We start from the raw sequence: 21403 nt of genomic DNA, 5'->3' as shown, positions 1-21403 counted from the left end.
ACTCACGCCACAGACAGTTTTGCCGTTCGGTGATAGCGTACTCTGCCGCTGAGAGGAGCCCGGAATGGATTTAGAAAACATCTTTCGTGACGTTAAGCTGAGCAAAACGGAAATGACCGTCCTGCGCTTTATTCAGCACGATCCTGAACGCTGCGTGCGGGAGGGGATCCGCGCCGTCGCCGAGCGCTGCTACAGCAACCCCTCTTCACTGGTGCGCCTGGCAAAGAAGCTCAAGTTCAGCGGCTGGCTGGAGCTGGTCTATTTTATTAAATTCAATATCACCATGCCTAAGCTCGATGTTACCAACGACATCGACTATATGAGCATTCTGCCGGCGGAGCGGGTCACCCCGCTGCTGGAAAGCCTGCAGCAGCACCGCATCCTGGTCCACGGCAGCGGCTTCTCGCAGCTGATTGCGCAATATATTTATAATAAGTTTCTGGTGACCGGCGTTAACGCCAGCCTCGCGCTGTGGCCGGATTATGAAATTCTTGAACAGAAAAACGCCGCTAAATTTGACTCGATCTGGATAATTTCTAAATCCGGGCGCAGCAGTTCGGCGCTAAATTGGGTGAAGGAGCTGGAGGGCAAAGAGATTAACCTGGTCTGCTTTACCGGCGACTATCAAAGCCCGCTGGCCCAGGCGGCGGATACCGCGTTTATTATTCACGACCCGCAGAAGTTTGATGACGATATTTACTGGAGCAACCCGTTTTTCGGCTACTGCATATTGGGCTTTGAGCGCTTTCTGAAGATGTGGTTTATTCAGACCGCAAAAGGCAGGACGGGCGACGCCCTCTAGATGCGGCGCTGCAGCGCTTCCGGGCTGCGGCGTTGAAGCGGCAGCCCGGGCAACTAACATCCCGCTAGCGGGGAGACAGGCGAAGATTACCGCCAGTCGGCAAACAGCTTATCGTCGAGATAGGCGTTAGCCAGCTTCTGTGCCAGCGACCAGGAGCCGACCAGCGGGTGGGCCATCAGCGCCCGTATCGCCAGCGACTTATCCCGCTGCAGGATCGCCGCCACCGCCAGCCGTTCATACTCTTTGACGCTGGCGATCATGTTCTTCTGCGCCGTCGGCACGTGCGCCGGGGTGACCGGCTTCAGGCCATCTTTGCTCAGATCGCAGCTAATCTCAATCACGTCATCCGGGCGCAGGAAGTCGAGGGTATCGTTGTTGGATATCGACACCACGATACGCTTGGTGGTGGTGCTGTTGACCGCCTCCAGAATATCCAGCGCCACGCCCGCGTAGCCGCCGGTATCCGGCTCTTCGATAAACTGCTGCAGGGTGAGCGGCTCGCGGGTATGGAACTTCTCCTGCCGCGACTCATTCTGCATATAGCTGTTTTCCCGGCGCAGGTAGTGCTTCATCCAGATATTGAACGCCGCCTCCGGATTGGCCTGTACATCAACGGTATGCAGCTCATCGCGCATATCGCGGTTGATGCGGGCGATCTGCTCCCCGCGGGTTTCGGGCGCTTCCTGAATCGCTTTTAACGCTACTTCGCGGTAGTAGTAATAGTAGAGATATTCGTTCAGCAGCTGCTTGTCGCACAGTTTTACCAGCTCGGGCGAGAAATACTGCATCGCCGTTTTACGATACAGGTCCGGGCTGGCGATCAGGCGTTCGGTCACGTCCTCGCCGCGCACCGTGAAGTGGGTAAACCACGAGAAGTGGTTCAGGCCGTAGCACTCGACGCCAAGGTCACGCTCGTCGCAGCCGAGGATCTCCGGCAGCTCGCGAATCAGCTCCGACGGCGCATCGCAGATACCGTACACCCGGCGCTTAAAGCCGGACTTGATAATCGCCTCGGTCACCAGACCCGACGGATTGGTGAAGTTAAACAGGATCGCGTCCTCGGCGGCGTGCTCTTCGATCAGCCGGCAGTAGTCCAGAATCGCCGGTATTGAGCGCATCGCCATGGCAAAGCCGCCGGCGCCGGTGGTCTCCTGGCCTAAGGTATTATGCTCAAGCGCAATGCGCTCGTCGCGAATACGGCTTTCGTCGCCGCCGACCCGCAGGGTAGTAATGACGTAGTTGGTATGAGTCAGCGCCGAGACCGGGTCGCGGGTAATACTGAAATCAATATCCGGGCGGATAGCCTGAAAGACGTAGCGGGCGATTTCCCCGAAGACGGCCAGGTTATCCGCGGAGCTGTCGAGAAATACCACTTCCGTTAAACCAATGCGATGCGCGTTATAAGCCAGTGATTTTGCCAGGAACGCGGAGCGAACGCCGCCCCCGCCTAATACGGTTAATTTCATAAATAACTCCTGATTAATTTTCTGCGAGCCAGCTATCAACCCGGGAACGAACCTGTCCCACCTTGACGCCATAAATAACCTGTACTTCATTTCTGTTGCGCACGACGCCATTGGCACCGGTGCTTTTTAATATATCGTCGTCAACCAGATCCATATTTTTAATCGCCACCCGCAGGCGGGTGAAGCAGTTATCAACGGAAATAATATTATCCTTACCGCCCAGGCCATTAATAATTTCATCGGTGACCGCCGACTTATCGTTCATCTTTTTACGATAGTCCGCTTTGCTATATAGCTTCACATTTTCGTCGTCTTCGCGGCCCGGGGTTTTTAAATTCAGTTTTACTACCAGGGTGCGGAAAATAACGTAGTAGACGGCAAACTGCCCGATGCCGATCAGCACGTAGCCGGGCCAGCGGGTGAGGGAAACCGGCAGCGGCAGATTATAAATCAGGAACTCGATCAGCCCGGATGCGCCCCACGGACGAACGGTAAAGATGTCGCAAATGGCCTGCGAGGCGGCGGTTAACGTGGCGTGGATCACCCACAGCAGGGGTGAAACAAACAGGAAGGTGAACTCAATGGGCTCGGTAATCCCGGTCAGCATGGAGGTGATAATGGCGGGCAGCAGAATCGCCTTGGCCAGCATTTTCTTCTCAGGCTTCGCGGTGTGGTAAAACGCCAGTGAGGCGCCGGCCAGGCCGAAGATCGTGGTCATCCCCTGCTGGGAGAAGCGCAGGGCGTCGTTCATCACCGGGGTGAGGTCCGGATGGCGCATATAGGCGAGGAAAATGGCCTGGGTACCGGAAACGACCTGGCCGTCAACGTTCAGCGTGCCGCCGATCTGCGTTAGCTGGAACGGCGACCATACGAAATGGTGCAGGCCGGTGGGGATGAGGAATTTTTCAAAGAAACCGTAGACGAAGACGCCCGCGACGCCGGCGTTTTTCATAAACCCGGTTAACGCCGCGATACCGTGGGTCATAAACGGCCAGATCCAGGTGAAGGCGATAGCGTAGAAGATGATGACGGGCGTCATGGCCACCAGGGTCAGCTTCGCACCGCCGTACATCGACAGCGCGCCGGGTAGCTCAATGGTGGAGACTTTATTATGTACCCAGGCGATGGTGCAGCCGAGAATAATACCGAGGAACACCCCCATATCGACCACCACAAACCCTAAGATCTGCGTCTGACCGGTGCCGTAATATTCGCCGTTAATTTTCTCGGCAATGCCGTGAGTATGCTCCAGCCACGAATGGTTGGCGCCCAGAAACATGATAAAACACATGACCGAAACCAGCGCCACTTCCGTTTTTTTATCTTTTGCCAGACCGTAGCTAATACCGACGCAAAAGAGTAAACCGAGGTTGCCGAATAATGGCCAGAAGGTATCGCCGAGCAGCTGCCCAAGCTGGTGTAAAAAACTGGTTTCAGAAATTAAGGTTGGGTTGGTTAATACAGAGCTGAGTGCCAGAATTAAACCGATGACCGGCAAGAACAATACTGCACCGATCATCGCTCTGGAGAATTTCTGCATATTCTCCAGAGCATGTTGACGTATTGCGGACATAGTTGTTCCTTTTATTTTTGTAGGTACAGGGACTTTAATTATTTTTTTGACTTCCAGTGTTTTGGTTATAGCAATTCTGCTATTTGAAAGGAACAGGTTGCGGGAAATAGGTACAAACAGCCGCAAAATGGCAACAGGTTTCGGGGGAGGGAAATATCGTGGGCCTTCTCCCCGCAGGGAGAAGGCTGGAGGACGAGGAAATTAAGGCGCGACAGGCGCGAGCTGGGCGCCGCTCACCTCACCGCTGCGCATCACCTGCGCAACCTGCTGTTTTTCCATATTGGTTGCGCTGAGCTGGCCGTTCACCGTCGGCCTGAGCGGCGCGTCGGCCAGCACGCTGCCGCTGGCGGTTAGCTGGAAGTTACCGTCACCGGTAACCGGCAGCGCGGGCCAGCCCCACGCCTGCAGGACGCTTAGCGGTACGCCGCGCCCGTTCAGGCTGAGGTTGACCTGGCGCTGGGGCAGCTGCGACACCGCGGCGGTAGCCTGTAAAATACCGCGCTCGGTAAAGGCGCTAAGCTCGTTGATATTGACCGTTGAGGCGTTGGCGCTGAGCTTGAGCGACGGGCGCCGGACGTCAACGCGGTTAAAGGTGGCGGCAGCGGCGTTGAGCGTCGCGCTGCCGTTCCATACGCCCCAGCGCCGATCCTTCACCAGCTGCAGCTCGCCGCCGTATCCGTCGAGGGCGGTGACCTGCCACGGGAACTGCGGGTCGATATCGATAACCAGGTTGCGGCTGGCGCCAAATTTCTTCAGCGTCAGGCTCTGTAACCACGTTGGCAGCGGCTCCATCCACAGCTGTTTCCAGTTTTCCGGCAGGGTATATTCCAGCCCGGCAAAAGCGGCGTCATCCAGCACCAGCGCCTTGCCATCACGCAGCCAGCGGCCGGAGGTGCGCACCATCCCGCCTTCCCAGCGCGAGGTAAACTGACGCAGGGCGATACCCTGCGGCGAGAACTCGGCATTCAGGATAGGATCGAGGAAGTGCAGCGAGCCGTTAATGAATTCGCTGGCGTTCATCGACAGGGTTCCGTCCTCGCTCTGCCAGTCGCCGTGGCTCAGGGTCAGGTTGCGCAGGCTGAGGTCGAGGCCGGTGACCGCCCAGTCGGTGCCCTGCAGGCTGGCATCGGTCACATCGAGGCGGCCAATCTGTAGCGAAGGGACGGTGGTCAGCGGGGTGAAGAAGTCAGCCAGCGCCTTATCGCTCTGCAGGCGGGTTTCATTCAGCTGCAGGTTATCGACCAGCCAGCTGCCGTCGGCGCTGCGTTTGGCGTTGCCGGTGAGCGTTCCGCGAGCGATATCGGCCCCAAGGGTGGAGAGCGTGACTTCGCCATTATCGATAGCGCCCTGAATCAGGACGTTACTGGCCTCAACTCCGTTAAGCGTCAGCGAGCCCGCGCTCATCTGAATCTGCGTTTTTTTCCCCAGCACGTTGCCCGCTTCCGGCGCCCACGGGCTGACGCCGCCGGTTACCCGCTGCGCGCTCAGGTCCCAGCCGGTCTCCGGGCTATTAAACGCCATATTGCGCAGCTGCAGGCGGTCGGCGGCAAAAGGCAGAGAGGCGGAAGAGGGGGAGAGGTTTAACGTTCCGTCGCTGAGCACAATCTCATCGGCATGCAGCGGATCGCTGAACTGGCGGGTGCTGAAGCCGATATCCACCGTTTTGGCAACCAGCGTCGGCGGCTTGCCGTCGCGACCAAACGTCACGTTCTGCAGCTGCAGGTGGAGAGGCGAAGAGAAGTCGTGATCCATCGCATCGAAGGAGACCTGCCAGCCGGTGCCGTCGCTCAGCCAGGCGCTGGCCTGACGCGAGCCCCAGTGAGTCTGTAGCAGGAACCAGGCGGCTACGATGACGACCAGCAGAGCGGTCAGCAGCCAGAGAATCAACTTTCCAGGAAATTTCATGGTCTTACATCCTGAGCGAGGCACATAAGGCTGTTATGCCCGAATTATGCGCGATCCTCAAGACAGGAATTGTGTAATCAGATGATGTGAGGGCGTTAAGGAGGGAAAACTTCGGGCTGCCCCGGCCCGCCGTGCGCGACCGGGGAGTACGGTGGGATCAGTTTTTCTCTGGCGGGAAGACCAGGTTCAGCACAATCGCCGTAATACCGCCGGCGGCGATACCGGAGGAGAGCAGGTTCTTCAGCCAGTCCGGGGCGAACTGCAGGATCAGCGGCTGCTGGGAGACGCCGAGACCGACCGCCAGCGACAGGGCGATAATCAGGATCGCCCGGCGGTTCAGCGGCTCGCGGGAGACGATACGCACGCCGGATGCGGCGATGGTGCCGAACATCACCAGCGTTGCGCCGCCGAGCACCGGCTCAGGGATATGCTGCACAAAGCCGCTCACCGCCGGGAACAGCCCGAGCACGATAAGCATCAGCGCTACCACAAAACCGACGTAGCGGCTGGCCACGCCGGTGAGCTGGATCACGCCATTATTCTGACCGAAGCAGGAGTTCGGGAAGGTATTAAATACCGCGGAGACAAACGAGTTCAGGCCGTTGGCCAGCACGCCGCCCTTCAGACGCTTCATGTACAGCGGGCCGGAAACCGGCTGCTCGGAGACGTCGGAAGTGGCGGTGATATCGCCGATAGTTTCCAGCGAGGTGATCATAAACACCAGCATCAGCGGCAGCAGCAGGTTCCAGTCGATCCCCAGGCCGTAATAGAGCGGGGTGGGCACCATAATCAGGCTGCTGTCGGCTGGCGCGGTGTTGGCAGGGAGCATATCGAGCAGCCATGCCGCCAGGTAGCCGGCCGCCATCGCGATAACCAGCGAAGCGATGCGCAGGTACGGGTTGCGCTGGCGGTTAAGAATAATGATAAGCCCCAGCACGATACCCGCCAGCAGCAGGTTTTTTGGCGCGCCGAAGGTGTGGTCGGCCATCGCCGAGTAGCCGCCGCCGATGGAGGTCAGGCCAACCTGAATCAGCGACAGGCCGATAATCATCACCACCACGCCGGAGACCAGCGGGGTAATGACGCGTCGCGCAAGGTGCAGGACGCGGGAGAGGACCATTTCCGTGCAGCTGGCCAGCATCAGGGTGCCGAACAGCGCGGCCATCATCGTCGGCACGTCGGCGCCGCCGGTTTTTAGCGCGGTACCGCCCATGATCAGCGGGGCGACGAAGTTAAAGCTGGTGCCCTGGATGGAGAGCAGCCCGGAGCCTACTGGTCCCCAGGCCTTAATCTGAATAATGGATGCCACACCGGAAGCGAACAGCGACATGCTGATGATGTGCTGCGTATCCTGGGCGGGAAGACCCAGAGCCTGACAAATTAATAGCGCCGGCGTGATCACCGCAACAAACATCGCCAGCAGGTGCTGGAAGGCGGCGAACAGCGTTTGTGGAAGCGGGGGGCGGTCTTCGAGGCGGTAGATTAATTCGCTGGTTTGTTTATGCGCAACCGGTTGCGCATTTTCGGGCTCGGCGGTATTCACGGACATCACAAGCAATCCCAAGGTGGCAAAGCGGGAATTTTATCGGACTGTAGTGCAAAAGCAAACGTTTGCCAGTGTTTGAGACAAAATATTTCCGCCGCAAATATGGGGGGATAAGTCATTAACATTTTGTATGCTAAATCGCATCATCAGCAATACAAAATATGTTTCCCTGTTTTTTTATGCCAGTTTCTGCTTAAAATCCGTCCCTGATTACTCATGATGAGAAACAATCGACACCGGGAATATCGTCGCGTGTGAATGGATCATGCGCCTTTAAGGAGCTCTTTTTATGTTTCATCTCGATACCTTATCGACGCTCGTTGCCGCCACGCTGGTGCTGCTGCTGGGCAGAAAGCTCGTCCACACCGTCCCCTTCCTGAAAAAATATACTATCCCTGAGCCCGTTGCCGGCGGCCTGCTGGTGGCGCTTGCGCTGCTGGTGCTGAAAAAAAGCATGGGCTGGGAAATTGATTTCGATATGAGCCTGAAAGACCCGCTGATGCTGGCCTTTTTTGCGACCATTGGCCTGAATGCCAACCTCGCCAGCCTGCGGGCGGGCGGTAAAGTTGTGGGGACGTTCCTGATCGTGGTGGTGGGGCTGCTGCTGCTGCAAAATGCCCTCGGCATCGGGATGGCAAAGCTGCTGGGCCTCGACCCGCTGATGGGCCTGCTGGCCGGCTCCATCACGCTCTCCGGCGGCCACGGGACCGGCGCGGCGTGGAGCAAGCTGTTTGTCGAACGCTACGGTTTTGCCAACGCCACCGAAGTGGCGATGGCGTGCGCAACCTTCGGCCTGGTGCTCGGTGGGCTAATTGGCGGCCCGGTGGCGCGCTACCTGGTCAAGCACTCCTCGTCTCCGGAGGGTTCGCCGGACGATCAGGTAACGCCCACCGCTTTTGAAAAGCCGGACGTTGGGCGGGTGATCACCTCGCTGGTGCTGATTGAAAGCATTGCCCTGATCGCAATCTGTCTCACGGTCGGGCGGGTGGTTGCGCAACTGCTGGCGGGGAGCGTGTTTGAGCTGCCAACCTTCGTGTGCGTCCTGTTTATCGGCGTGATCCTCAGCAACGGCCTGGCGCTGCTGGGCTTTTATCGCGTGTTTGAGCGCGCGGTATCGGTGCTGGGCAACGTTAGCCTGTCGCTGTTCCTCGCGATGGCGCTGATGAGCCTGAAGCTGTGGGAGCTGGCATCGCTGGCGCTGCCGATGCTGGCTATCCTGGTGGTACAGGCGGTGGCGATGGCGCTGTATGCGGTTTTCGTGACCTATCGAATGATGGGGAAAAACTATGATGCCGCGGTGCTGGCTGCGGGTCACTGCGGGTTTGGGCTCGGCGCGACGCCAACGGCGATTGCCAATATGCAGGCGATTACCGACCGCTTTGGGCCGTCGCATACGGCCTTCCTGGTGGTGCCGATGGTCGGCGCATTCTTTATTGATATTGTTAATGCGTTAGTGATTAAGCTGTATTTGCTGTTGCCGATTTTTGGCTAAAAAAAAGCCCGGGGGCGCTGCTGTGCGCGCGTCCGGGCGTTTAAACTTGCTGTTCGCATAAGCCGCATCCCCGGTCAGCGCCGTGCCGCCGGGGAGTTCGCTGGCGGGATTACTCTTCGTGCTCTTCCCACGCCAGGGCGCGTTTCACCGCTTTTTTCCAGCCGCTGTAGCGGAAGTTACGTTCGGTGGTTTCGATCCCCGGACGGAACTCGCGCTCGATCACCGCTTTCTCCTGCAGCTCGTCCAGGTTTTGCCAGAAGCCAACCGCCAGACCGGCCAGATAAGCCGCCCCCAGCGCCGTCACTTCACGAACTTCCGGGCGCTCTACGCGAGTGCCGAGAATATCGGACTGGAACTGCATCAGGAAGTTGTTGGCGACCGCGCCGCCGTCGACGCGCAGCGCGTGCAGACGGATGCCGGAGTCAGCCTGCATCGCTTCCAGCACGTCGCGGGTCTGATAGGCGATAGACTCCAGGGTGGCGCGGATGATGTGGTTGGCATTCACCCCACGGGTCAGGCCAAAGATCGCGCCGCGAGCGTACGGGTCCCAGTACGGTGCGCCGAGGCCGGTAAACGCCGGGACCACGTACACGCCGTTGGTATCCTTCACCTTGGTGGCGAAATATTCAGAATCCAGCGCGTCGTTGATAAGCTTCATCTCGTCGCGCAGCCACTGAATAGAGGCGCCGGCCATAAATACCGCGCCCTCCAGGGCATAGTTAACTTCTCCGCGCGGGCCGCAGGCGATGGTGGTCAGCAGGCCGTGGGTAGAGGCCACCGCCTTCTCACCGGTATTCATCAGCATAAAGCAGCCGGTGCCGTAGGTGTTTTTCGCCATCCCCTCTTTGACGCACAGCTGGCCGAACAGCGCCGCCTGCTGGTCGCCCGCGATACCCGCGATAGGAATACGCGTGCCGCCTTTACCGCCGATGTTGGTCTGGCCGTATATCTCGGAGGACTTACGCACTTCCGGCAGCATGGCGCGCGGAATATCCAGCGCGTCGAGCATTTTGTCGTCCCAGTCCAGCTCATGGATGTTGAACAGCATGGTACGCGAGGCGTTGGTGTAGTCGGTGACGTGCACGCGGCCCTGGGTCATTTTCCACACCAGCCAGGTGTCCACGGTGCCGAACAGCAGCTCGCCGCGCTTAGCGCGTTCGCGCGCGCCCTCAACGTGATCGAGGATCCACTTCACTTTGGTGCCGGAGAAGTACGGGTCAACGACCAGGCCGGTGGCCTTACGGATGTACTCTTCCATGCCGTCACGCTTGAGCTGCTCGCAGATCTCGGCGGTACGGCGGCACTGCCAGACGATGGCGTTATAAATCGGCTTGCCGGTTTCACGTTCCCAGACGATGGCGGTTTCACGCTGGTTGGTGATGCCGATACCGGCGATCTCGTCGGAGCTGATATCCGCTTTCGCCAGCACTTCAACCAGCGTGGAGCTTTGCGAGGCCCAAATCTCCATCGGGTCGTGTTCAACCCAGCCTGGCTTAGGATAAATTTGTTCAAATTCACGCTGAGAAACGCTGACGATATTGGCATTGTGATCCATCACTACGGCCCGGGAGCTGGTGGTGCCCTGGTCGAGCGCAACGATATATTTTTTGTCGGTCATAGTATGAGTCTCGTAGTCAGATTACAGCGAAGCTTTGTGTTGCGTCGTAGAGGTGGAGGTGCTCTCCTTCTCCTCGACTTCGCAGATGTCGCAAGGCAGGTGGCGGCCAATCAGCTTGCGATAGCCGAACGCGCCCAGCGCGGCACCAACCACCGGCGCGCACAGCGGCACCAGGAAATAGGGAATATCTTTGCCGCCGGTGAAGGCGACCTCGCCCCAGCCGGCAAGCCAGGCGAACGTTTTCGGCCCAAGATCGCGCGCCGGGTTCATCGCAAAGCCGGTCAGCGGGCCCATGGATGCGCCGATGACGGCAATTAACAGGCCAATCAGCAGCGGCGCCATCGGGCCGCGTGGGATGCCGTTGCCGTCGTCGGTCAGCGCCAGAATCACGCCCATCAGGATAGCGGTTATCACCATCTCAACCGCGAAAGCCTGCATGAAATTGATATGCGGGTTCGGATAAGTGGAGAAAATTCCTGCCAGGTCAAGACTTTCGACGCTACCGCGCACCATATTATGCGAGTGTTCGAAATCGAGGAAAAGATTGTAATAAAGCCCGTAAACTAATGCCGCAGCGCAAAAGGCGCCAGCGAATTGCGCAACGATGAAAGGAACAACTTTACGTCCGTCAAAGCAGGCGAACAGCCACAGCGCGATGGTAACCGCCGGGTTAAGGTGAGCACCGGACACGCCCGCGGTCAGGTAAATCGCCATTGCGACGCCCAGACCCCAGATGATGCTGATTTCCCATTGACCGAAGCTGGCTCCTGCGACCTTGAGCGCAGCGACGCACCCAACGCCGAAAAAGATCAACAACCCGGTACCGAGGAACTCTGCGATGCACTGGCCTTTTAGTGTTGATGTTTGGCTCATAATCGAATCCTGAAACAAAGTGGTGATTATTGTAAGTATGAAGGTCGTCGTCGACCACGCTGCCATGTAGGCATAGTGTTAATTTATCGTTAACGAACACAAACGAGAAATATCGAACTCTAAATGTGTGTGCCAGGTCAAGAAAATGAGCGTTTTCGCGCCATAAACGCGTGTTGTAGCACATTAAAGAGCGTTTATGGACGCGCGGTACGAACCCAATGATTAACAATTGCTGCAGAAGTGCCGGGGATTAGCGCCGAATACGCCAGGTAAAGGCTGAAAAGTGTTGCAAACCGCAATCTGCGCGGGTTGTCGCTGGACAGGGAAGGCGGGGATTCATACAATCGACAGCATGACCACTGTAGTGCGCTTATTTTCGTTAAGGCGTCAACGCGTATACGAAACGGACGGTTTCTATCAACGCCTTGCAAGTTCAGGAGAGGTATGACGATGTCATTAGAAGTGTTTGAGAAGTTAGAGTCAAAAGTACAGCAGGCGATTGATACCATCACGCTGTTGCAGATGGAAATCGAAGAGCTGAAAGAAAAGAACAACACGCTGGCGCAGGAAGTTCAGGGCGCGCAGCACAGCCGCGAAGAGCTGGAGCGTGAAAACGGCCAGCTGAGAGAGCAGCAGCAGGGCTGGCAGGATCGTCTGCAGGCGCTGCTGGGCCGCATGGAAGAAGTGTAGCCCTCTCGTCCTCACCCTCTCCTGCTCGGGAGGGGGTTAGCTTTACCCCTTCGTATATTCTCTCAAGTTATAGCCAATCTTTTTTTATTCTTTAATCATTGATTCGCTTTCTGGCACGCTTAGTTCATCACAACACGACATATAGAGAGCGGTGCGATGAATAAGTGGGGCGTGGGGTTAACTCTGTTGCTGGCATCCGCCAGCGTTCTGGCAAAAGACATTCAGCTATTAAACGTATCTTACGATCCGACGCGCGAGCTGTACGAACAGTACAACAAAGCGTTTAGCGCGCACTGGAAGCAGGAAACCGGCGACAACGTGGTGATTCGTCAGTCCCACGGTGGTTCCGGGAAGCAGGCAACGTCGGTCATTAACGGCATTGAAGCCGATGTCGTCACCCTGGCGCTGGCCTATGACGTCGATGCGATTGCCGAGCGCGGCCGCATTGATAAAAACTGGCTGAAACGCCTGCCGGATAACTCCGCACCCTATACCTCCACCATCGTGTTCCTCGTGCGTAAAGGTAACCCGAAGCAAATTCATGACTGGAACGACCTGATTAAACCGGGCGTGTCGGTCATTACGCCGAACCCGAAAAGCTCCGGCGGCGCACGCTGGAACTACCTGGCGGCCTGGGGCTACGCCCTGCACCAGAATCACGGTGACCAGGCGAAAGCCCAGGCGTTCGTGAAGGCGCTGTTTAAAAACGTCGAAGTGCTGGATTCCGGCGCTCGTGGCTCAACGAATACCTTCGTTGAACGTGGGATCGGCGATGTGCTGATTGCCTGGGAAAACGAAGCGCTGCTGGCGGCAAACGAGCTGGGTAAAGACAAGTTTGAAATCGTCACCCCGAGCGAATCGATTCTGGCCGAGCCGACCGTGTCGGTCGTGGATAAGGTGGTCGATAAAAAAGGCACCCGCCAGGTGGCAGAAGCTTACCTGAAGTATCTCTACTCTCCGGAAGGTCAGGAGATCGCGGCGAAGAACTACTATCGCCCGCGCGACCCGGCCGTTGCCAGCAAATATGCCAGCGAATTCCCGAAGCTGAAGCTGTTTACTATTGACCAGGAGTTCGGCGGCTGGACCAAAGCCCAGAAGGAGCACTTCTCTAACGGCGGCACCTTCGACCAGATTAGTCAGCGTTAATCTCTCCCCTTCAACGCCCGGTTAAATAACCGGGCGTTTTCATTTGGTCATCAAATTACGCTACTCTTCCGTTTCTGGCTGAGACAGGAAAACATAATGCGAAGAGTACGATACCTTTTATTGGGGCTGCTGGTGGTGCTTGCGGCGATTGCGGCAGGCGGCTGGTACTGGCTGCACTCCGGCAACCCGGACGCGCTGCGGCACATCGTTTTGCAGCAGTGCGTGGTCAATCAACAGCAGCAGCAAAACCCGGCCCCCTGCGCCGAGGTGAATCTGAAAGGCGGCTACGTCCTGTTTAAAGACCGCAACGGGCCGCTGCAGTATCTGCTGATGCCGACGTATCGGATTAACGGTACCGAGAGCCCGCTCCTGCTCAATCCGCTGACGCCAAACTTCTTCTGGCAGGCCTGGCAAGGCCGGGAAATTATGAGCGAACGCCGCGGCTCGCCGATACCCGATAACGCGGTTGCGCTGACGATTAACTCCCGCAGCGGGCGCACCCAGAACCATCTCCATATTCATATTTCCTGCCTGCGCCAGGACGTTCGCGCCCAGCTGGACCGCGAGGCCTCGGTGATTAGCAGCCGTTGGCTGCCGCTGCCGGGCGGTTTGCTCGGCCACGAATATCTGGCGCGCCGGGTGACCGAAGCGGAGCTTGCCCAGCGCAGCCCCTTCCTGATGCTGGCGGAAGAGGTGCCCGAGGCGCGTCAACATATGGGACGTTTCGCGCTGGCGATGGCCGAACAGAGCGACGGTTCGCTGGTGCTGCTGGCCACCGAGCGCAATTTGCTGACCCTCAACCGCGCCTCTGCGGAAGAGATTCAGGACCATAGCTGCGCGATCCTGACCTCCCGGTAATTTTCTCCCCATCGGCGCGCCTGCCGGTATCTTATTGATTCCCATCCCGGTTGCTGCCGGGGTGTGGATCCATACGTAAAATTTATGTGAATTCGATCAAAAGATATAAAGGTATACCTTTATATCTTTTTGCGGATCGTTACACTCTCCTCATAGTCATCTTATTGGATGGCTTATCCATAAAAACGTTTTTATTTCACGTAGTGACATCATCAATTGTTCGACAGATTTGCGCTTTTGAGCGTAAAGGAATTTCAATATGAAACTTTCTATCGTGGAAAAAATCGGCTTTGGTGCAGGGGATATGGCGATAAACGTTGTCATTATTGCTATGCAGCTGCTCCTCGCTTATTTCTATACCGATATCTACGGCCTGAGCGCCGCGGATGTCGGCGTGCTGTTTGTGGTCGTACGGTTGATCGATGCCATTATCGATCCGGCAATGGGGATCCTGACCGATAAGCTTAATACGCGCTGGGGACGCTATCGTCCGTGGCTGCTGTGGTTTGCCGTGCCTTTTGGCTTTGCCGTCTATTTAATGTTTATTACCCCGGATATGGCGTATATGGCCAAGCTGGCGTGGGCCTACGGTACCTATATTCTGATGACCCTCGTCTATACCGCGATTACCATTCCCTATATCTCGATGATCGGCGTGATCACCGACGACCCCGTTGAACGTCTGAGCGCCAACGGCTATCGCTTTGTGATGACCAAGATTGCCGCGTTTTTGGTGACCATCGTGGTGCCGATGCTCGCCGTCTGGCTGGGGCAGGGCAACAAGGCGCTGGGCTACCAGTTTTCGATGGGGCTGATGGGCGCCATGGGCGCGCTGCTGTTTATCTTCTGCTTCCTTACCACCCGCGAACGCAGCGTCCCGGAAATTACCTCTCTCCCGGTCGGCAAGCAGTTTAAGTATCTGCTGCGTAACGATCAGTGGATTATCCTCGGCGCGGTGATTTTACTCCTGATGTGCGGCTACGTGATCCGCGGCTCCGTCGCGGCCTACTACGCGAAATACTTCCTGAACGGCGGCGATAGCCTGATTTCGCCCTTCCTGACCACCGGCGTGGTCGCCTCGATTCTGGCAATGATCGCCACCACCTGGGTCACCCGCTTCTGGGACAAAATCAAGATGTTCCGCTATACCCAGCTTGTCACCTTCGTCCTCAGCGCGCTGATGTATTTCTGCGTCGGCCGCGAAAACCTCGTGCTGGCATTTGCCTTCTATTTCCTCATCAACTTCTTCTGCGACATGCAAATGCCGGTGTTCTGGTCATCTATCGCCGAAGCGGTGGATTACGGGGAAAAGAAAACCGGACTGCGCGTCTCCGGCCTCGCGTTTGGCGGCATTCTCTTCTTCCAGAAGTTTGGCATGGGGGTGGCGGGCGGCGTGCTGGGCTTCCTGCTGAGCCATTTTGGCTATCAGGCCGACGTTGAGCAGAGCGCCCGTTCGCTTACCGGCATTGCGCTGATGATGACGCTAATCCCGGCGCTGTTCCATCTGGCGGTGGGCCTGCTGATGAAAAAATATCTGATCAATAACCACTACTACCGCGACATTCAGCGCCAGCTGGCGCAGCGGCAGGCATAAGGAGGCGCAGATGAACGCCATGAATAAGGTCTGGGTTATCGGCGATGCTTCCGTCGATCTGGTTGCCGAAAAGCAGGATCGCTACCTGAAGTGCCCCGGCGGCGCCTCGGCGAACGTTAGCGTCTGCGTCGCCAGGCTGGGAGGGCGGTGCGGCTTTATCGGCTGCCTCGGGGACGATGAGGCGGGGCATTTCCTGCGTCAGGTTTTTCAGGATAACGCCGTGGATGTCTCCTTCCTGAGGCACGATGCGGCGCTCACCAGCGCGGTACTGATTGTCAATCTGGCATCCGACGGGGAGCGCAGCTTCACCTATCTGGTGCACCCGGGGGCCGATACTTTCGTGTCGCCGGCGGATCTGCCGGCGTTCCGCCCGCACGAGTGGTTTTACTTCAGCTCGATAGGGCTAACGGACCAGCCGACGCGGGAGGCGTGCCTGGAAGGGGCGAAAAGAGCGCGTGAGGCCGGCGGCTACGTGCTGTTCGACGTCAATTTACGCAGCAAGATGTGGCGCGATACCGGCGAAATTCCCGCGCTGGTAGCCCGCTCCGCCGCGCTCGCCTCAATCTGCAAGGTCTCCGCCGACGAGCTCTGCCAGCTGAGCGGCGCCGCCCGCTGGCAGGATGCCCGCTACTACCTGCGCGATCTGGGCTGCGAAACCACCGTTATCTCATTAGGCGCCGAGGGCGCGCTGCTGGTGAGCCCCGAGGGCGAGCAGTGGTTTCCCGCTCCCCGCGTCGAGGTTGTCGATACCACCGGCGCCGGCGACGCTTTTGTCGGCGGCCTGCTCTACACCCTCTCGCAGGCCGATCGCTGGGACGCCGCGCTGCTGGCCACCGCTATTCGGCAGGCTAACGCCTGCGGCGCGATGGCGGTAACGGCCAAAGGGGCGATGACCGCGCTGCCGTTCCCCGACCAGCTAAACACTTTTCTCTCCAGCCACGCGCTGGAACAAGCCATGACCGTGAAATAAGGAGTCATCATGCACGTTGAGCAAAACAAAATACTGGGATGCCTGGTGGGCGCCGCCGCGGCGGACGCAATGGGCGCGGCGACGGAAGTGCGCACTCAGCAGCAAATAAAGGACTATTTTGGCGGCTGGGTCACCACCTTTCAAAAGCCGCCCGCCGACACCTTTGGCCGCTGCAACGAGGCCGGGATGTGTACCGATGATTTTATCCAGGCGAAGTACATCATGGACGCGCTGCTGCGCCATCGGCGGGAGGTCAGCGACGAGGCGATGCGCGAGGCGTTCCAGCAGTGGCTGGCTTACCCTTACTACGCCAACTTTACCGGCCCCACCACCCGGGCGGCGATGAAGGCGATATTTAACGATAACCGCGCCTCGTTGCAGGGCGAGCTGGAGGGCGAAAAGCAGTCCGTACAGATTATTAATAAGGGCAACGCCGAGGCGACGAACGGTGCGGCAATGAAGATTTGGCCTGCGGCGGTGCTGCATCCCGGCAATCTTGACGCGGCGATTGACTGCGCGCTGCAGATTTGTCGCTTTACGCATAACAACGTGCTGGCGATGTCCGGCGCGGCGGCAATGGCCGCGGCCACCAGCGAGGCGCTAAGGGCGCAGACCGATGCCGACAGCATTATCGCGGCAGGGGTTTACGGCGCGCAGCGGGGCTATCTGCTGGCCGAAGAGCGGGGCGCGATGATGGTTGCCGGGCCGTCCGTTGCCCGGCGCATTGAGCTGGCCGTGGCGATCGGTAAGCGGCATCGCCATTGGGAAACGGCGGTGGTGGAGCTTGCCGACATCATCGGCAGCGGGCTGCACGTCAGCGAAGCCGTACCGGCGGCTTTCGGCCTGTTCGCGTGTTGTCCGAATTCTGCCGTAGATGCTATTATCTCCGGCGTTAATATCGGCAATGATACTGATACCGTCGCCACCATGGTTGGGGCGATCTCCGGCGCATTCCATGGCGTGGACGCTCTTCCCGCCGATTATTTAACGACCGTGGATCGTATGAATCATTTCGATTTGGCAGAACTGGCCAGACAGATCGCAGGGTAGCGAATTCACCCTGCCGGGGACGGTAACGCGTCCCCTGCTGGCGAAGACGTGAGGTGCGTAGTTTGCAGGTTGATAAAACGAGCTTTACCCCGCTTTATAAGCAACTATTTTTTATCATCTGTCAGCGGATCCAGAACGGCTCTTTGCCTTTAGGCAGCCAGCTGCCGACGCAAAAGGAGCTGGCCCGGGAGTATCACGTCTCGCTGATCGTGGTGAAGCAGGCCTGGAGCGAGCTTATCAACGCGGGGATTATCTCCTCGCAGCGCGGGAGCGGTTCGGTGGTTTGCGCCGTGCCGGAAGGGGTCAACTACGGCCATACCTTTCGCGGAATTACCCGCGATTTACAGGATGCCAGCGTCGCCGTTGAAAACCGCATCCTCGACATCGCGCCGCGTCGTGCGCGTGACGCCCAGGCCGATGGCCTGAGCCTGCCCGCGCATCAGCATTATCTTTTTATCTCACGCATTCGCTACCTCAATAATCGCCCGTTTAACCATGAGAAGATTTATCTCGATCTGAGCTTCTTTCCCGGTCTTGAGCTCACGGCTGAGGCGTTGGAGCACACCTCGCTCTATTCGCTGCTCAACGTCACCAGCGACTCGGCGATTGAAAAAGTGGACGCCATTTTGCCCTCTGCTGAGCTGTGCGAGAAGCTGCAGGTTGCCGCCAACAAGCCGCTGCTTTCCGTGGCACGTCAGACGTTTCAGGCCGGGCGGGATATCCCCTTCGAATACTGCCGCTATTACGTGCTGTCGGAATATTTCGGCGAAATTCACTACCACTAGCCGCGCGCCCGGCGCAGCGCGATAAACCCCAGCGCCGGCGGCCGGCCGATAACCCCACCATATCTGGCATTTACCTGCCTGGCCCGGCGTCGTATTCTTGCTGAAAAAAACGACAGGAGACAGGTATGTCGCTCTGGCTTTCTCACCCTCTGTTCCTTCCCTCCCTGATTGTCGGCATTACCATCCTGCTGTGGGCGACCTCCCTGCTGCCGGAATTTATTACCGCGCTGCTGTTTTTCGCCGCGGCGATGATGGCAAAAATAGCGCCGCCGGAGGTTATCTTTGGCGGCTTCGCGTCATCGGCGTTCTGGCTGGTGTTCAGCGGCTTTGTCCTCGGGATCGCGATTCGTAAAACCGGCCTGGCGGACAGGGCGGCGCAGGCGCTGTCGGCCAGGCTGACGGACTCCTGGCCGCTGATGGTGGGCAGCGTGGTGCTGTTCAGCTATGCCCTGGCCTTCGTGATGCCCTCTAATATGGGGCGCATCGCGCTGCTGATGCCGATCGTCACGGCGATGGCGAAGCGTGCCGGGATTGAGGACGGCACCCGCGCCTGGTACGGACTGGCGCTGGCGGTCGGCTTCGGCACCTTCCAGCTGTCGGCGACGATCCTGCCCGCCAACGTGCCAAATTTAGTGATGAGCGGCGCGGCGGAGGGGTCGTACGGTATTCACCTCAACTATCTGCCGTATTTGCTGCTGCACACGCCGGTGCTGGGCTGGCTGAAGGGCGCGGCGCTGGTTGCGCTGATTTGCTGGCTATTCCCCGGCAGGCCGCATCCGCCGCGGGAGCGGACGCCGCTGCCGCCGATGAGCCGGGATGAGAAGCGCCTCTCCTGGCTGCTGGCGGTGGTATTGAGCCTCTGGGTAAGCGAGAGCTGGCACGGGATTGGTCCCGCCTGGACGGGGCTGGCGGCGGCGGTGATTACGCTGCTGCCGCGGGTGGGGTTTATCAGCGGGGAAGAGTTCTCCACGGGGGTGAATATTCGCACCTGTATTTACGTCGCCGGGATCCTCGGGCTGGCGATTACCGTCACGCAGACCGGGATTGGCGGCGTGGTCGGCAACGCTTTGCTGCACGTTATGCCGCTCGATAAAGAGAGTCCTTTTACCAGCTTCCTTGCCCTCACCGGCATCACCAGCGCCCTGAACTTTATTATGACCGCCAACGGCGTACCCGCGCTGTACACCACCTTTGCGCAGAGCTTTGCCGACGCCACCGGCTTTCCGCTGCTGAGCGTCATTATGATTCAGGTCCTGGGCTATTCGACGCCGCTGCTGCCGTATCAGGCATCGCCTATCGTGGTGGCGATGGCGCTGGGCAAAGTTCCGGCGCGGTCGGGGATGCTGCTGTGTATTGCGCTGGCGGCGGTCAGCTATCTGCTGCTGCTGCCGTTGAACTACGGGTGGTATCAGCTGCTGGGGCAACTATAAAAAAACCCGGCTAGCGCTACGCTAAGCCGGGTTGCGGGTTCATCTCGCCGGGTGACCGGCGTATTGAATTACGCTTTTTTCGCTGCTTCTGCTGCTTTAACGATGACCGCGAAAGCGTCTGCTTTCAGCGATGCGCCGCCAACCAGCGCGCCGTCGATGTCCGGCTGGGTGAACAGCTCTGCGGCGTTAGATGCGTTAACGGAACCGCCGTACTGAATGATGACCTGCTCGGCCACTTTGGCGTCCGCTTTAGCAATGTGGTCGCGGATAAATTTGTGTACGGCCTGAGCCTGAGCCGGGGTAGCGGATTTGCCGGTACCGATAGCCCATACTGGCTCATAAGCGATAACCACGCCTTCGAATGCCGCTGCGCCCTGAGTTTTCAGCACGGCGTCAATCTGACGTGCGCAAACTTCTTCCGTTTTGCCCGCTTCGTTTTCAGCTTCAGTTTCACCGATGCACAGAACCGGGATCAGACCCTGCTCTTTCAGGACGGCGAATTTCTTCGCGATAAATTCGTCAGACTCTTTGTGGTAAGTACGACGCTCAGAGTGGCCGATGATGATGTATTCAGCGCCGACATCTTTCAGCATCTGGGCAGAGGTTTCACCGGTGAATGCGCCGGACTGGTTCAGGTCAACGTTCTGCGCGCCCAGGTGAATATGGCTGCCTTCTGCCGCATGCTTAGCCAGATCGATATACATTTCCGGCGGAGCGATAGCAACAGCACAGCCGGTCACGCCGGCCAGCTCGGTACGCAGGTTAGCCACCAGCTCGTTTACCATGTGGCGGCTGCCGTTCAGTTTCCAGTTACCCATCACTAAAGGATGTCGCATTTTAATTCTCCACGCTATAAGCGAATTAAGGAATATAGCCGCCCCTGGGGGCAGCATGGTCTGTCAAACAGTATAGAGTTTCGTCGTTGGAAAGGCTTTGCTTTTTGTCATTTATTATTGCTCTCCAGCGTTTCAGATAGCGCTAGCTTAATCGGTTCAACAGCGAAGGTAAGCCCCTTTTCGCCGTTGTCTGCTACCACATAGCGGATGGCGCCTTCGGTTTCGGCGAAGTAGCGTTTCCCTTTGCCCGCGGTGAGCAGTTTTTGCAGCTTTTGCCCGCTTTGCGCCGGGCTTAATGTCGGGACGAAGGCGCGCAGAACGGCGCTCATATACTCCTGCGCTTTCGCCTTTGCCGCCTTCTGCTCCGGCCCCTGAACGGGGAGCCAGGTAATCTGCATCGATTTGATTTTGAGTGTGCCGCGCTCCAGGGCGGTGGAGGCGTACAGGTTTTCGTTAATCTTGCTTGCCGCCCGGGTCAGGTTAGCCCGGTCGCGGCTGGAGCTAATTGCGTGAAATTCGTTGAGCTGCAGTTTGGGGTTATCGGCGTTGAATTTCTCGCGAAACTCGCTGATGGAGATATCAAAGACCGGCGCGCCGGAGAGCAAATAGGGCGCTGCGGAGGCGGATTCTGGCTCGGCGGACAGCGCCTTATGGCCGACAGATAACGCTGTCAGCCCAATCAAACATAAGGTTGCCCACTTCTTCATACCCGTCCTTCCTTTTTTTTCCTGCTGACGATTAAAACGGGAACCGTCGCGCTTGTCAAAAA

The 21403-nt window shown here is 58.1% G+C and carries 18 protein-coding genes; 10 read left to right on the top strand and 8 right to left on the bottom strand.

Annotation, left to right across the window (positions count from 1 at the left end; all coding sequences use genetic code 11):
- The first annotated feature begins 64 nt into the window (after positions 1-64).
- Positions 65-802, top strand: coding sequence for a MurR/RpiR family transcriptional regulator (locus RTE01_RS15515; protein WP_134528185.1), 738 nt, complete (start codon positions 65-67; stop codon positions 800-802).
- 86 nt (positions 803-888) lie between these two features.
- Here RTE01_RS15515 and RTE01_RS15510 read toward each other — a convergent pair whose 3' ends face one another.
- The 4 genes from RTE01_RS15510 to RTE01_RS15495 all read right to left on the bottom strand — a co-directional run bounded on the left by RTE01_RS15510 (position 889) and on the right by RTE01_RS15495 (position 7295).
- Complete coding sequence (locus RTE01_RS15510; protein ID WP_141335154.1) at positions 889-2268, bottom strand: family 4 glycosyl hydrolase; 1380 nt, start codon at positions 2266-2268, stop codon at positions 889-891.
- A 13-nt stretch (positions 2269-2281) separates the two neighbouring features.
- A complete protein-coding gene (locus RTE01_RS15505) occupies positions 2282-3841 on the bottom strand; it encodes a PTS transporter subunit EIIC (RefSeq protein ID WP_041143255.1) in 1560 nt (519 codons plus the stop codon).
- Between the two features lie 201 nt (positions 3842-4042).
- Positions 4043-5746: an AsmA family protein gene (locus tag RTE01_RS15500; RefSeq protein ID WP_141335152.1), complete on the bottom strand. Its 1704-nt coding sequence runs from the start codon at positions 5744-5746 to the stop codon at positions 4043-4045.
- Between the two features lie 157 nt (positions 5747-5903).
- Positions 5904-7295: a nucleobase:cation symporter-2 family protein gene (locus tag RTE01_RS15495; RefSeq protein ID WP_141335150.1), complete on the bottom strand. Its 1392-nt coding sequence runs from the start codon at positions 7293-7295 to the stop codon at positions 5904-5906.
- Positions 7296-7581: 286 nt separating this feature from the next.
- Here RTE01_RS15495 and gltS point away from each other — a divergent pair, with 286 nt between their 5' ends.
- On the top strand, positions 7582-8784 hold the full coding sequence (gene gltS, locus RTE01_RS15490) for a sodium/glutamate symporter (protein WP_134528182.1): 1203 nt from the start codon (positions 7582-7584) through the stop codon (positions 8782-8784).
- Positions 8785-8893: 109 nt separating this feature from the next.
- Here the strand turns inward: gltS and glpK are convergent, their stop codons facing one another.
- Both glpK and RTE01_RS15480 read right to left on the bottom strand, forming a co-directional pair.
- Positions 8894-10402, bottom strand: a complete 1509-nt coding sequence (glpK, locus tag RTE01_RS15485) for a glycerol kinase GlpK (RefSeq protein WP_041143251.1) — start codon at positions 10400-10402, stop codon at positions 8894-8896.
- Positions 10403-10423: 21 nt separating this feature from the next.
- Positions 10424-11275: an MIP/aquaporin family protein gene (locus RTE01_RS15480; protein WP_041143250.1), complete on the bottom strand. Its 852-nt coding sequence runs from the start codon at positions 11273-11275 to the stop codon at positions 10424-10426.
- 444 nt (positions 11276-11719) lie between these two features.
- On the opposite strand from RTE01_RS15480, the gene zapB reads away from it, so the two are divergent.
- From zapB to RTE01_RS15440, 8 genes are all read left to right on the top strand, one after another.
- Positions 11720-11965: a septal ring assembly protein ZapB gene (zapB, locus tag RTE01_RS15475; RefSeq protein WP_095102595.1), complete on the top strand. Its 246-nt coding sequence runs from the start codon at positions 11720-11722 to the stop codon at positions 11963-11965.
- 156 nt (positions 11966-12121) lie between these two features.
- Entirely contained in the window at positions 12122-13111 is a 990-nt protein-coding gene (locus RTE01_RS15470) for a sulfate ABC transporter substrate-binding protein (protein WP_041143249.1), read from the top strand.
- Positions 13112-13207: 96 nt separating this feature from the next.
- Positions 13208-13969 (top strand): CDP-diacylglycerol diphosphatase, encoded by a 762-nt coding sequence (locus RTE01_RS15465; protein ID WP_123552555.1) that lies wholly within the window; start codon positions 13208-13210, stop codon positions 13967-13969.
- 259 nt (positions 13970-14228) lie between these two features.
- Positions 14229-15563, top strand: a complete 1335-nt coding sequence (locus tag RTE01_RS15460) for an MFS transporter (RefSeq protein WP_134528173.1) — start codon at positions 14229-14231, stop codon at positions 15561-15563.
- A gap of 10 nt (positions 15564-15573) precedes the next feature.
- Positions 15574-16533, top strand: a complete 960-nt coding sequence (locus RTE01_RS15455) for an aminoimidazole riboside kinase (protein ID WP_134528170.1) — start codon at positions 15574-15576, stop codon at positions 16531-16533.
- Positions 16534-16542: 9 nt separating this feature from the next.
- Positions 16543-17583 carry an ADP-ribosylglycohydrolase family protein gene (locus RTE01_RS15450; protein ID WP_041143245.1) on the top strand — a complete coding sequence of 347 codons (1041 nt, stop codon included), beginning with the start codon at positions 16543-16545 and terminating at the stop codon, positions 17581-17583.
- A 62-nt stretch (positions 17584-17645) separates the two neighbouring features.
- Positions 17646-18368 (top strand): GntR family transcriptional regulator, encoded by a 723-nt coding sequence (locus RTE01_RS15445; RefSeq protein WP_041143244.1) that lies wholly within the window; start codon positions 17646-17648, stop codon positions 18366-18368.
- A 125-nt stretch (positions 18369-18493) separates the two neighbouring features.
- Entirely contained in the window at positions 18494-19798 is a 1305-nt protein-coding gene (locus RTE01_RS15440; RefSeq protein ID WP_134528168.1) for an SLC13 family permease, read from the top strand.
- A gap of 68 nt (positions 19799-19866) precedes the next feature.
- Here RTE01_RS15440 and tpiA read toward each other — a convergent pair whose 3' ends face one another.
- Both tpiA and RTE01_RS15430 read right to left on the bottom strand, forming a co-directional pair.
- Positions 19867-20634 carry a triose-phosphate isomerase gene (gene tpiA / locus RTE01_RS15435; protein ID WP_041143242.1) on the bottom strand — a complete coding sequence of 256 codons (768 nt, stop codon included), beginning with the start codon at positions 20632-20634 and terminating at the stop codon, positions 19867-19869.
- 107 nt (positions 20635-20741) lie between these two features.
- On the bottom strand, positions 20742-21341 hold the full coding sequence (locus RTE01_RS15430; protein ID WP_134528164.1) for a DUF1454 family protein: 600 nt from the start codon (positions 21339-21341) through the stop codon (positions 20742-20744).
- Positions 21342-21403 lie beyond the last annotated feature (62 nt).

This window comes from Klebsiella terrigena (assembly GCF_006539725.1).
GTDB lineage: Bacteria > Pseudomonadota > Gammaproteobacteria > Enterobacterales > Enterobacteriaceae > Klebsiella > Klebsiella terrigena.
The sequence above is the reverse complement of the archived record's forward strand: the minus strand, read 5'-3'. Positions and strand labels throughout refer to the sequence as shown.

What these genes read in the sequence shown, in the direction of transcription:
- RTE01_RS15515 (WP_134528185.1), top strand. Translation starts at nt 65, where the DNA reads ATGGATTTAGAAAACATCTTTCGTGACGTTAAGCTGAGCAAAACGGAA.
- RTE01_RS15510 (WP_141335154.1), bottom strand. Translation starts at nt 2,268, where the DNA reads ATGAAATTAACCGTATTAGGCGGGGGCGGCGTTCGCTCCGCGTTCCTG.
- RTE01_RS15505 (WP_041143255.1), bottom strand. Translation starts at nt 3,841, where the DNA reads ATGTCCGCAATACGTCAACATGCTCTGGAGAATATGCAGAAATTCTCC.
- RTE01_RS15500 (WP_141335152.1), bottom strand. Translation starts at nt 5,746, where the DNA reads ATGAAATTTCCTGGAAAGTTGATTCTCTGGCTGCTGACCGCTCTGCTG.
- RTE01_RS15495 (WP_141335150.1), bottom strand. Translation starts at nt 7,295, where the DNA reads ATGTCCGTGAATACCGCCGAGCCCGAAAATGCGCAACCGGTTGCGCAT.
- gltS (WP_134528182.1), top strand. Translation starts at nt 7,582, where the DNA reads ATGTTTCATCTCGATACCTTATCGACGCTCGTTGCCGCCACGCTGGTG.
- glpK (WP_041143251.1), bottom strand. Translation starts at nt 10,402, where the DNA reads ATGACCGACAAAAAATATATCGTTGCGCTCGACCAGGGCACCACCAGC.
- RTE01_RS15480 (WP_041143250.1), bottom strand. Translation starts at nt 11,275, where the DNA reads ATGAGCCAAACATCAACACTAAAAGGCCAGTGCATCGCAGAGTTCCTC.
- zapB (WP_095102595.1), top strand. Translation starts at nt 11,720, where the DNA reads ATGACGATGTCATTAGAAGTGTTTGAGAAGTTAGAGTCAAAAGTACAG.
- RTE01_RS15470 (WP_041143249.1), top strand. Translation starts at nt 12,122, where the DNA reads ATGAATAAGTGGGGCGTGGGGTTAACTCTGTTGCTGGCATCCGCCAGC.
- RTE01_RS15465 (WP_123552555.1), top strand. Translation starts at nt 13,208, where the DNA reads ATGCGAAGAGTACGATACCTTTTATTGGGGCTGCTGGTGGTGCTTGCG.
- RTE01_RS15460 (WP_134528173.1), top strand. Translation starts at nt 14,229, where the DNA reads ATGAAACTTTCTATCGTGGAAAAAATCGGCTTTGGTGCAGGGGATATG.
- RTE01_RS15455 (WP_134528170.1), top strand. Translation starts at nt 15,574, where the DNA reads ATGAACGCCATGAATAAGGTCTGGGTTATCGGCGATGCTTCCGTCGAT.
- RTE01_RS15450 (WP_041143245.1), top strand. Translation starts at nt 16,543, where the DNA reads ATGCACGTTGAGCAAAACAAAATACTGGGATGCCTGGTGGGCGCCGCC.
- RTE01_RS15440 (WP_134528168.1), top strand. Translation starts at nt 18,494, where the DNA reads ATGTCGCTCTGGCTTTCTCACCCTCTGTTCCTTCCCTCCCTGATTGTC.
- tpiA (WP_041143242.1), bottom strand. Translation starts at nt 20,634, where the DNA reads ATGCGACATCCTTTAGTGATGGGTAACTGGAAACTGAACGGCAGCCGC.
- RTE01_RS15430 (WP_134528164.1), bottom strand. Translation starts at nt 21,341, where the DNA reads ATGAAGAAGTGGGCAACCTTATGTTTGATTGGGCTGACAGCGTTATCT.